Annotated in this window: 11 protein-coding genes and 1 pseudogene; 3 read left to right on the forward strand and 9 right to left on the reverse strand. The window is 58.9% G+C overall.

Features of this window, described 5'->3' with window-relative positions; translation table 11 throughout:
• Position 1: 1 nt before the first annotated feature.
• From BJ928_RS34005 to BJ928_RS34020, 4 genes and pseudogenes are all read right to left on the reverse strand, one after another.
• A pseudogene (locus BJ928_RS34005) lies at positions 2-288 on the reverse strand (DUF982 domain-containing protein).
• 75 nt (positions 289-363) lie between these two features.
• Positions 364-837, reverse strand: coding sequence for an Hsp20 family protein (locus BJ928_RS34010; protein ID WP_047636667.1), 474 nt, complete (start codon positions 835-837; stop codon positions 364-366).
• A 166-nt stretch (positions 838-1,003) separates the two neighbouring features.
• Positions 1,004-1,294, reverse strand: coding sequence for a hypothetical protein (locus tag BJ928_RS34015; RefSeq protein ID WP_047636669.1), 291 nt, complete (start codon positions 1,292-1,294; stop codon positions 1,004-1,006).
• A gap of 93 nt (positions 1,295-1,387) precedes the next feature.
• A complete protein-coding gene (locus BJ928_RS34020) occupies positions 1,388-1,660 on the reverse strand; it encodes an usg protein (RefSeq protein ID WP_047636670.1) in 273 nt (90 codons plus the stop codon).
• Positions 1,661-1,937: 277 nt separating this feature from the next.
• Here BJ928_RS34020 and groES point away from each other — a divergent pair, with 277 nt between their 5' ends.
• Genes groES through BJ928_RS34035 form a run of 3 tightly spaced genes read left to right on the forward strand, consistent with a single transcriptional unit; the run spans position 1,938 to position 4,211 of the window.
• Positions 1,938-2,252: a co-chaperone GroES gene (groES, locus tag BJ928_RS34025; protein ID WP_047636680.1), complete on the forward strand. Its 315-nt coding sequence runs from the start codon at positions 1,938-1,940 to the stop codon at positions 2,250-2,252.
• A 57-nt stretch (positions 2,253-2,309) separates the two neighbouring features.
• The gene (groL, locus tag BJ928_RS34030) at positions 2,310-3,938 is read left to right on the forward strand and encodes a chaperonin GroEL (protein WP_047636671.1); all 1,629 of its coding nucleotides are present in this window, start codon (positions 2,310-2,312) and stop codon (positions 3,936-3,938) included.
• 57 nt (positions 3,939-3,995) lie between these two features.
• Positions 3,996-4,211 (forward strand): hypothetical protein, encoded by a 216-nt coding sequence (locus tag BJ928_RS34035; RefSeq protein ID WP_047636672.1) that lies wholly within the window; start codon positions 3,996-3,998, stop codon positions 4,209-4,211.
• Between the two features lie 248 nt (positions 4,212-4,459).
• Here BJ928_RS34035 and BJ928_RS34040 read toward each other — a convergent pair whose 3' ends face one another.
• The 5 genes from BJ928_RS34040 to BJ928_RS39560 all read right to left on the reverse strand — a co-directional run.
• Positions 4,460-5,797, reverse strand: coding sequence for a bifunctional diguanylate cyclase/phosphodiesterase (locus tag BJ928_RS34040; protein ID WP_245432700.1), 1,338 nt, complete (start codon positions 5,795-5,797; stop codon positions 4,460-4,462).
• A gap of 383 nt (positions 5,798-6,180) precedes the next feature.
• Positions 6,181-7,167, reverse strand: coding sequence for a GlxA family transcriptional regulator (locus BJ928_RS34045; RefSeq protein ID WP_047636673.1), 987 nt, complete (start codon positions 7,165-7,167; stop codon positions 6,181-6,183).
• Positions 7,168-7,431: 264 nt separating this feature from the next.
• On the reverse strand, positions 7,432-7,737 hold the full coding sequence (locus BJ928_RS34050; protein WP_047636674.1) for an antibiotic biosynthesis monooxygenase: 306 nt from the start codon (positions 7,735-7,737) through the stop codon (positions 7,432-7,434).
• Positions 7,738-8,094: 357 nt separating this feature from the next.
• Positions 8,095-8,628, reverse strand: a complete 534-nt coding sequence (locus tag BJ928_RS34055) for an invasion associated locus B family protein (protein ID WP_047636675.1) — start codon at positions 8,626-8,628, stop codon at positions 8,095-8,097.
• A 92-nt stretch (positions 8,629-8,720) separates the two neighbouring features.
• On the reverse strand, positions 8,721-10,073 hold a 1,353-nt coding region (locus BJ928_RS39560; protein ID WP_281024172.1), incomplete at its 5' end, for an MBG domain-containing protein.

A 10,073-nucleotide genomic window follows, 5' to 3' on the forward strand; every position in this document is an offset into this window, starting at 1 on the left:
CTCACCGGATGTGCGGATCTCTGTCCTGGCGACGATGACATCGGTATCCGGGGCCAACAGATCATGCTTGTCGACAAAGGCCGCAAACAGGCCGCGCGCCGTTTCCGCTTCGATTTCGCCGCGGAGCGCTGCTTGACATGCCTTCAGAGCAACGGAATGAGCCGTGTCCCTGAATGACACCGGCCACTCGACCAGATGTCGATAGGCATCCATCACGGAACGAACTTCTGCAGGAAAGCCCAGGCCGACAAGAATGGTGACAGGTTTTCTGAACATATCGGGTTTCATCGCTCTCTCCTTCCCAACCCGGAATGTTGACGGGCGCCACCGCGGTGGCGCTCTTGGACCTAGTGGACTTAGAGATCAAGCCGCCTTCTGCGCTTCGATCTGCGCCGGAGCGACAGATGTCAAGGCAGGGCTGGTCTGGATCGAGATCTTGCGCGGCTTCAGTGCCTCGGGGATCTCACGGACGAGCTCGATCGACAGGAGACCATTGCTGAGATCAGCCCCATTGACCCGCACATGATCGGCAAGTTCGAACCGGTGTTCGAACGGGCGACCGGCGATGCCGCGATGCAGATAGCCATCTGCCGAAACTTCCTGCTTCTTGCCGGTGACGGTCAGCAGATTGGATTGGAAACTGACGTCGAGATCGTCCTGGGCAAAGCCTGCCACCGCGATCGAGATGCGGTATGAGTCGTCGCCAGTTTTGACGATATCATAAGGCGGCCAATCGTTGGTCGAACGGGCGCGCTGGGCGTTTTCCAGAAGATTGAAGATCCGGTCGAAACCAACGCTCGAGCGGTAGAGAGGTGCGTAGTCGTAAGATGTTGCCATAGCCATATCCTCCTTGAAGCAACATGGTTACAGAAGCGCTGAAAGCAGCGCTCCCAGCTTGGCCAGCCCTTATTTTCAGCGGCTGGCGGCAAACGATTTGGTTTTTGGGATTTTCGGATTCAAGATCTACTACAAGAAAATTTACCGACCTTGGGTTGCTCTGTCGTCAGTGAACCGCTCGACTGAGCACGCGATGCGGATAGGCCGCCCTGAACTGCGAAATCATCGCACAGGCTTGGAGCAATACCCGCTCGGTGGTTTCGGAAGTGTTGCGTGCCAGCTCGTCGGCGTTTATGCGGATGGCCTCCGCCATGTTGGCCGACATCACAGCGAAACGGCCCTCACCGTAGACGAGCGCATCTTGCGAGGCCGTCTCGAGCCAGCGTGCGAAATCGACAATGATTTCCTCCCTCTCCGCGATGCTGGCATCCTTAATGATTTTAATAGTCTCTTCCATGTGGTCTCACTCCATACAGACGTGGCAAGCGATCGGGCTTACCAAGCCCCGATCGCCGGGTGAGCTAGGAAGTGGAAAAGTCAGATTCAAGCCTCAGTGCAGCTTGAATTCTCCATCAACGCGGCGCCATTCATTTGGACCGATCAGGCGCTGGTGTGTATAGCGAACGGAGTGCAACGGCCCCTCTAGCTTCGCTTGCCAGAAGTCGAGGAACTTATGCATCTCGGGAAAATCGGGGGCGAGATCATAGTCTTGCCAGACATAGGTCTGCAGCACGGATGCGAAATCAGGAATGCGGTAAAGTATGTGTGCGGTGGTCATGCCATAGCCATTCAGCTGGCGCTCGAGATCAGATGAAAATCGCATGCTTCATCTCCGTTTTGTGACAAGATGATGGTGGCGCAAATTTTCGCCTCCCTCAACGATTTTTTGAACGGGAAACGCTCGATTATTGTTCCCTTACAGCGTGTTAGCAGCAGGTTTTTCTGAGTGCTAATTTTTTATATTCTTCCCCTTGAAATCGCAAAACCGCAAAACCAGATCATTTCGCGCAAAACGCTCAATCGAGGTTTTGCGCCCCCCGGACTGGTCATCCGGTCCGGCTGGGAAACGAAGCAATCTTTTTTGTCCAATGGAGGAAAACATGTCGTTCCGACCGCTTCATGACCGCATTCTCGTCCGCCGGGTCGAATCCGAAGAGAAGACCAAAGGCGGCATAATCATTCCTGATACCGCCAAGGAAAAACCGCAGGAGGGCGAAGTCATCGCCGTCGGCCCCGGCGCGCGTAACGAGGCCGGCCAGATTCAGGCGCTCGACGTCAAGGCCGGCGACCGCGTCCTGTTCGGCAAATGGTCCGGTACCGAGATCAAGATCAACGGCGAAGACCTGCTGATCATGAAGGAAAGCGATGTCATGGGCGTCGTCGAAGCCCAGGCCGAGCAGAGACAAGCCGCCTGAGGCGCCCATCAATTCCAACCCATCAGTCAAATAGCTGCCTATTGAGGAGTTAAAGAAATGGCTGCGAAAGAAGTCAAGTTCCATAGCGATGCCCGTGAACGCATGCTGCGTGGGGTCGATGTTCTTGCCAATGCCGTCAAGGTCACGCTTGGTCCGAAGGGCCGCAACGTTGTGATCGACAAGTCCTTTGGCGCGCCGCGCATTACCAAGGACGGTGTTTCGGTCGCCAAGGAAATTGAACTAGAAGACAAGTTCGAGAACATGGGGGCACAGATGCTGCGCGAAGTGGCATCAAAGACCAACGATCTGGCCGGCGACGGCACCACCACGGCGACAGTCCTTGCACAGGCCATCGTTAAGGAAGGCGCCAAGGCCGTCGCCTCTGGCATGAACCCGATGGACCTGAAGCGCGGCATCGACATTGCCGTCGACGCCGTCGTGAAGGAACTGAAGACCAACGCCCGCAAGATCACCAGCAATTCCGAGATCGCCCAGGTGGGCACCGTCTCTGCCAACGGCGACGAGGAGATCGGCAAGTACCTAGCCGAAGCGATGGAAAAGGTCGGCAATGAAGGCGTCATCACCGTCGAAGAAGCCAAGACCGCCGAGACCGAGCTCGAAGTTGTGGAAGGCATGCAATTCGACCGTGGCTACCTCAGCCCCTACTTCGTCACCAACCAGGATAAGATGCGGGTCGAGTTCGAGGACCCTTACATCCTCATCCACGAGAAGAAGCTGTCAAACCTTCAATCCTTGCTGCCGGTTCTCGAGGCCGTTGTGCAGTCAAGCAAGCCTCTGCTGATCATTGCTGAGGATGTCGAGGGTGAAGCGCTTGCAACGCTCGTCGTCAACAAGCTGCGGGGCGGCCTGAAGATTGCGGCTGTCAAGGCGCCGGGCTTCGGCGACCGCCGCAAAGCGATGCTGGAAGATATTGCCATCCTGACGGGCGGCACTGTCATCTCCGAAGATCTCGGCATCAAGCTCGAGAACGTGACGCTCAATATGCTCGGACGGGCCAAGAAGGTGGCGATCGAGAAAGAGAACACCACCATCATCGACGGCGTCGGCTCCAAGGGCGAGATTGACGGCCGTGTTGCGCAGATCCGGGCGCAGATCGAGGAGACCACGTCCGACTACGACCGCGAAAAGCTGCAGGAGCGGCTGGCCAAGCTTGCCGGCGGCGTCGCCGTCATCCGCGTCGGCGGTTCCACGGAAGTCGAGGTCAAGGAGAAGAAGGACCGTGTCGACGACGCGCTGCACGCGACCCGTGCCGCTGTCGAAGAAGGCATCCTGCCGGGCGGCGGCGTTGCGCTGCTGCGTGCCGTCAAGGCACTTGACAATCTGCAGATGGCGAACCAGGACCAAAAGGTCGGCATCGAGATCGTCCGGCGCGCCATCGAAGCGCCTGTCCGCCAGATTGCCGAGAACGCTGGCGCGGAGGGTTCGGTGATCGTCGGCAAACTGCGCGAGAAAACCGACTTCTCCTTCGGCTGGAATGCGCAGACCGGAGAATACGGCGATCTCTACGCGCAAGGCGTCATCGACCCCGCCAAGGTGGTTCGCACGGCGCTTCAGGACGCCGCCTCCGTCGCCGGTCTCCTTGTGACCACGGAAGCGATGATCGCCGAGAAGCCCAAGAAGGACGCCGCTCCGGCCCTGCCGGCCGGCGCCGGCATGGACTTCTAAACAGGCGATTGGGAAGGCTCGCCCCAGCCGCCGTGGGGCGAGCCACTCGGAGAAGACATGAATTTGCCATCGAAGGAAGATGCGCGCGTCTGCGCCAGGATCGTGAAAGAGGTCGCGCGTGCTCAGGGTATCGTGAACGATCCCGCCGCTGTCGGGAGGCTGACGGTAACTGTTGCCAGGCTTTTCAATAAAGGCCTGCGCGATCGTGAGGAGCTCCTGACGGTTGCGACGGAGTCTGTCCAGATGCCGGCCGACTTACGTTCGGCACAGTGATGGAGAGCCGCCCAAGAACGCTCGCATAATGAATTTCGCAACTATCGTTGTACTGCGGCATCAAAGCCAATTACAGGGAAGAAAGGCGCTTATGTCAGCCTTTTCAGACTCTGACGCCAAGCTGCTTACCCGTAGCCTACCGCGGCGATCGTAGCGGGTGAGCGAGATGTCGCTCCGCCCGCAAGTTTTTTGGCAAGACATACTCTTACACATTCGTCGCCCTGAGGCTGCCTTATCACCAGGCGCAGTTATGCCAGGGTGGCTGCAAAGGTTGTTGCATCGACGGGCCGCCCGAACAGGTAGCCCTGGCCAACCGGACAACCCATCTCGGCAAGCATGGCGCGTTGGGCCTCGGTTTCCACCCCCTCCGCGACAACCGTCAAGCCGAGGGCTCGTCCCAGGTCTACGATGGCTTGGACGATTACTCTTCTGGAGAGTCTTGTGGCGAGCTCGCTGACAAAGGTGCGATCTATCTTGATCTCGGTCACCGGGAAGGTTTCGAGAGAGCGCAAGTTCGAATAGCCAGTGCCGAAGTCATCGACGGAAAGCCCAACACCACTCAGTCGCAGACGCTGAAATGCGTCCATCACGCCGGGCCTATCGCCTAGGAACATGCTTTCGGTGATCTCAAGGGTCAGCCACGCCGGGTCGGCAGTGGTTTTACGCAAGACACGTTCCAGCATCTCCGCCATGTCGTGTCGCAGGAATTCGGCGGCCGACACGTTCACCGCAAAACGCAGAGCCTCGCGGCGGTCCGCGTTTATCTGACGGGCGAATGCAGCAACAGTCGTCAGGCTTCGCTCGGTCAGTTCGAGCAGCAGGCCAGACCTCTCCGCGGTTTCGATGAAACTAACGGGAAGCTGAGTGCCGAACAGGGGATGGCTCCAGCGGATCAGCGCTTCCGCGCCGAGCCACTCACCGGTGAGGAGATCAACCTGGGGCTGGAAGTGATACATGAACTCATCGTTTGCCACCGCAACTTTCAATTCGCGCGTCATCCGCAGACGGCGGCGCGCCTGCTCATCGTCCGCGTCCTCGAACCGGCGAGGACCGGCCAGAGGGTCGGACTTGGCTGCGTGCGGCGCGGTACCGGCGTTCCGGATCAGCGAAATGGCGTTCCCCGCAGGCTTGCCGATCGCATAGCCGATTGCGAACCGCAGGGAGACATTGGCACCGGCCACCACGAAGTCTGCCGCAAGCGAGGCGGATACCAACGCCACGGTCGCCTCCGCCCTCGTTTCATCCGGAAGGTCGAATACTAAAGCGAATTCATTCGCACCCATCCCGGCCACGAGCGCAGCACCCAATTCCCTCAGCCGTCGTCCGGTCTCACAAAGGAGAGCATCCCTAACGTCGAAACCATATCCTGTATTGAGGTCGTGGAAGTCGATCACGTCCAGCTTCACAACCAGGAGCGTCACGCTTGAATGCGACGAGAAACGTTCTTCGGCGGCAAGCAGAAACGATTGGCGGTTCAGGCAACCTGTCGTGCCGTCCAGATTGGCGATGCGGTCCAGGGCAGTGTTGGCCTGTTGGAGCGCAGAGACGTCGCGCAGTATGCCGACGTAGAAAAGCTCTTCGTCCACCCTGACGGGCCGCAGACTGAGACTGTTCCAGAACGGCGATCTCCAGCTGATCCCGCTCGTTACCCTGCAGGTAGCGGCAATCCTTTCCGATAACCTCATCGCATGTATACCCCCGTCAGTTGCTCGAAAGCCCTGTTTACGTATGATAAGGGCGCACTGGCGCCTGACCGTTTTCCGATTGCAACACCTTCCGTCAATCCCTCAACAAGGGTCGGCAGGATTTTCCGGACCGCGTCAGAGCTAGGAAGCCGCTCGCCAGGCTCGCCGGATATACGCTTTATGAGGTCCGGTTGATTCGGATTTTCGAAGTTTTGCATGGCAGGAACAATGGACGCCGACCTTAGGCGGAGCAACCCGCAGCCGAGGCGGTTTCGGGACAATGGTCAGCCGTTTTCGGACAAACTGCGTCTGGCTCCGTCACCGGAGGTACGGAAGCGATCACGGTAGTCGGACGGCGTCACGCCCACATGCGAAACAAAAGCGCGCCGCATCGCGCTCGCCGATCCAAAACCACTTTTCTCTGCGATCGACGCGATCGGCAAACGGCTCCCTTCCAAAAGGAAGCGCGCAACGTCGATACGCGTCAGGTCGACATAGTCCGATGGCGATATCCCCACCTCCTGAGAGAAAACACGGCTGAAATTCCGCGTGCTCATCGCCGCGAGTTTGGCCAAGGCCGCAACGGATAGGTCGTCCGCTGGGTGGTTCAGGACATATTGCTGGACGTCGTGGAGACGGTTGCGGTCGATCGCCTGCGCTGCCAGATGCACGCTGAACTGTGATTGGTCACCGGGTCGCTTCAAGAACACGACGAGCCGGCGAGCGACGTAAAGTGCCACTTCCCGGCCGAGGTCCTCCTCGACGAGGGAAAGACCGAGGTCAATCGCCGCGCTGGATCCCGCCGACGTGATCATCGCACCGTCACGTAGAAAAACCCGGTCGCCTTCCACGTGCGCATCGGGGAACCGCTCGGCAAGCAGTGACGCGAACTGCCAATGCGTGGTGACGCGCCGGCCTTTGAGTAGACCAGCACTGCCGAGCACGAATGCTCCTGTGCAGACGGAGCCGTAGCGCCGCGTTTGGGAGGCAATAGCGGTCAGCCAGTCGATAACCTGCCTACCCGGGCTGTGGGGAACTCCGACGCTCCCGGCCACGAGCAAGGTGTCCGGATTGCCAGAGTAATTTCTGAAAGCGCAGTCAGGCTCGACCCTGAGACCCGATGCACAGCGGATCGTGCTATCGCCTTCGGCGACGATCGTGACCTCGTAGAACGCCTTATCGACGCGAGTATTCGCTTCGGCAAACACATCCATCAGCCCGGCAAGCTCCAGTGAATGCACGTCCGTGGGCACGAAGATCGCGATCCGCATCGGATTATCCCCCCCCAGTGTAGAACACACGACGCTCTCAACTAGGCGTTACGCCAACGCCGGTCCCAAGACGGCCACGGTCCCACAGGGCCGCAGAGCCGTCAACGTCAAGATGATCGGGCAGGACCGGCGGAAAATCTGCCCAGAAGGCATGAGCGATAGGCCAAAGCGAGTTACGGGCGCCAGGTCACCCTGACGCCATTCTCATATCTTCTGCTGAGAAAGCGAGAATTTTTCTGTCGGCATCACAACGACAGTACGCACTTATGACCGCTTATCCGCAAGGATAGACAGCTTATGGATCAGTGGCGGCTTAGCGAACAGGTCCCCTTCCTCTGCCTTTGCCATCAAAGCAGCAGCGACCTGGCCGTTCAAGTGGGCATCCCTTCCGTCCTCATCGTCGAACGTGTCAAAGATTGCGAACGAACTTGGACCCTCCTGAATCGCATACCAGGAAATTGTACCGGGCTCGGCATTGACCAGCGGTACGGCTGATCGCAGAAATTCGGCGACCGCCGCTTCCTTGCCGGGCTTTGCCTCAAGCGGAACGTAGAGCGCGAATTTGGTCATGACTACCTCCATGGGCACCCTATGTGCCGCAACTTAAAGAACAAGCTAAGCACGACAAATGTTTGACGATCGAGAAATTACCACCTTGACCTAGAAAGCCTGATGCCAGTTTGGCAACAATTTTTAGCTGAAAGTACAGCGTTATAGGCTCGCCTTGAGGGGGTATGAACCAAGGACATACATTCTCCGCTCCACTGATCCTTAATCAAGCAATTGAAAGCCAATACAATTTGGACTGACCTTATCTCCATGCACCAACATCCATGATAGCGTTTTGGAGATTATCACGGGCAGCGGTAGCAGACTTCCTATGCCTGCGGACTTCCGGATGCTTTCAGCCATCGGGGGTTGACAGCGCTATTTGGTGAGGTCGGCAATACGATTGAGCGCGCCGGCAAGACCCTTCAGGGACACAGCCAGGGTCAACGGTTGGACCGGGCTGGCAGCGGAAACGGTAACGTTGAGGGCCTTGCCCGTCCTGAGCTTCGCAATCGTGTCTGCTTCGAAGGTCAGCGGCACGAGGCAGCCTTGTGGCAGGCAGGTCGAGAACGACAGAGTATTGCCGAGAGGGGCATCGTCGACCTTCAACTGAGCGCCCTGGGGTAGTGCCAGTCCGAGCGGTAGCACCAGCGTGCCCCGGAACTTGCCGTCAGCTGCCTTGCCGATCTCGACAGCCAGGACGGTCTGCTTCGTCTGATTGCTGGTTTGGACCTGTCGGGCGAGGCAGGATGGAGCGTTGGCCTGCATCTGGCACACAACGCCCCAATCGTCGTAGGTCTCGACCAGTGAGCTGGCCCCGCCCGGCAGCGGGGCGGCGGTCACGGTGCCGCCGACGAGAGCGAGCATTGCCGCCAGCACTGAAGCCTTCGGCAAATAGCGGGATGACGTCATTAGAATGGGTTCCTTTCATATGGTTGGGGTCCGACCGCACGTGACGGCTCGGTCCGCCGGACGGCCAGCATCCGGCGGACTGTGTATCGTAGCTATGGCGTCGCCTGGCCCGCAAGCGAAACGCAGCCGTTGCCATTGTCGAGGCAAATGAACGTGCCCTCGAAGCGTGGATCGGTGATCACGTCGTGGCTGCCATCCGCGGTTTCGGCGCTATCGGAAACCGGCCGGATCGGCGCAAAGCGGCCGGCATCGAAGCTCGGCATCACGGAGCTTGCCTGTGTGCCTGGTTCGGGGTTGGCGGCCTTTGCCACGGTCAGCACGCCTGGAACGAAGTTCATGCGATAATTGGCGGACGCCAGTAGCGTGCCCTGGGTGATCGCATAGGCACCCGGCTCGCTAAGGCTGGTTGCGGACGTGGCGAGCCCTCCCGAAAGCTTGTCGCCGTTGACGAGACCCGCACCTCCGACGATATAGGTCAGTGCCGGATTGGCGAGGCCATAGCGGCGGCTAAGTGAGTCGGCGGCAACCGTAATGGCACGCTGGTTCACCGTGAGGTCTGAGCCCACGTAGCTGATTGTGTAATTGGCGTTGGCTAGCGACCCTTGCGTGATCGCGTAGGCACCGATATCGGAATCTTGCCCCGCCGTGGTCGAGAGCGAACCGGAGAGCGTGTCGCCATTCAGCAGGCCTGTCGCGGCATAGGTCAGTGTCGGATTGGCATCGCCATAGGTCTTCGACTTCGCTTCCGCCGTCACCGTGATCGCGCGTTGGTTCACGCTGAGATTGGCTCCGACGTAAGTCAGGGCGTAATTGTTTGACGCCGAGAACGAGCCGGTGATGGCATAGCTGCCAACATTGGCATATTGCCCCGCCGTGGTCGCGAGTGATCCGGACAGCGTGTCACCATTGACCAGCCCCGTAGCGGTGTAGGTCAGCGTCGGATTGATCTCCCCATAGACTTTCGACAGCGCGCCCGCCGTCACCGTCAGCGCCCGCGGGGTGATTGCCAGGTCGGCACCCGTATAGCTGATGGCGTAGTTTGCATTGGCCAGAGTACCCTGAGCAATCGCATAGGCGCCGACATCGGAATATTGCCCTGCTGCTGTGGCAAGCGATCCGGAGAGCGTGTCGTTGTTGACCAGGCCCGAGGTCGCGTAGGTCAGCGCCGGATTGGCATCACCATAGGCTCTCGACAGCGCATCCGCCGTAACGGTTAGCGCGCGCGGGGTGATTGTCAGGTTGGCGGCATTGTAGGTGATCGCGTAATTGGCATTGCTGAGGCCACCGAGAGTGATCCCGTAGCTGCCAACATTCGAATATTGCCCAGCCGCCGTCGAAAGTGATCCGGAGAGCATGTCGCCATTGACAAGGCTCGAGGTTGTATAAGTCAGCGCTGGGTTTGCATTGCCATAGGTCTTCGACTTCGCATCCGCCGTTACCGTCAG

The organism is Rhizobium sp. WW_1 (assembly GCF_003610155.1).
GTDB classification, from domain to species: domain Bacteria; phylum Pseudomonadota; class Alphaproteobacteria; order Rhizobiales; family Rhizobiaceae; genus Rhizobium; species Rhizobium tropici_A.

Coding starts and splice junctions, on each gene's coding strand:
- BJ928_RS34055 (WP_047636675.1), bottom strand. CDS start 8,628: ATGACGTCATCCCGCTATTTGCCGAAGGCTTCAGTGCTGGCGGCAATG.
- groL (WP_047636671.1), top strand. CDS start 2,310: ATGGCTGCGAAAGAAGTCAAGTTCCATAGCGATGCCCGTGAACGCATG.
- BJ928_RS34035 (WP_047636672.1), top strand. CDS start 3,996: ATGAATTTGCCATCGAAGGAAGATGCGCGCGTCTGCGCCAGGATCGTG.
- BJ928_RS34010 (WP_047636667.1), bottom strand. CDS start 837: ATGGCAACATCTTACGACTACGCACCTCTCTACCGCTCGAGCGTTGGT.
- BJ928_RS34050 (WP_047636674.1), bottom strand. CDS start 7,737: ATGACCAAATTCGCGCTCTACGTTCCGCTTGAGGCAAAGCCCGGCAAG.
- groES (WP_047636680.1), top strand. CDS start 1,938: ATGTCGTTCCGACCGCTTCATGACCGCATTCTCGTCCGCCGGGTCGAA.
- BJ928_RS34015 (WP_047636669.1), bottom strand. CDS start 1,294: ATGGAAGAGACTATTAAAATCATTAAGGATGCCAGCATCGCGGAGAGG.
- BJ928_RS34020 (WP_047636670.1), bottom strand. CDS start 1,660: ATGCGATTTTCATCTGATCTCGAGCGCCAGCTGAATGGCTATGGCATG.
- BJ928_RS34045 (WP_047636673.1), bottom strand. CDS start 7,167: ATGCGGATCGCGATCTTCGTGCCCACGGACGTGCATTCACTGGAGCTT.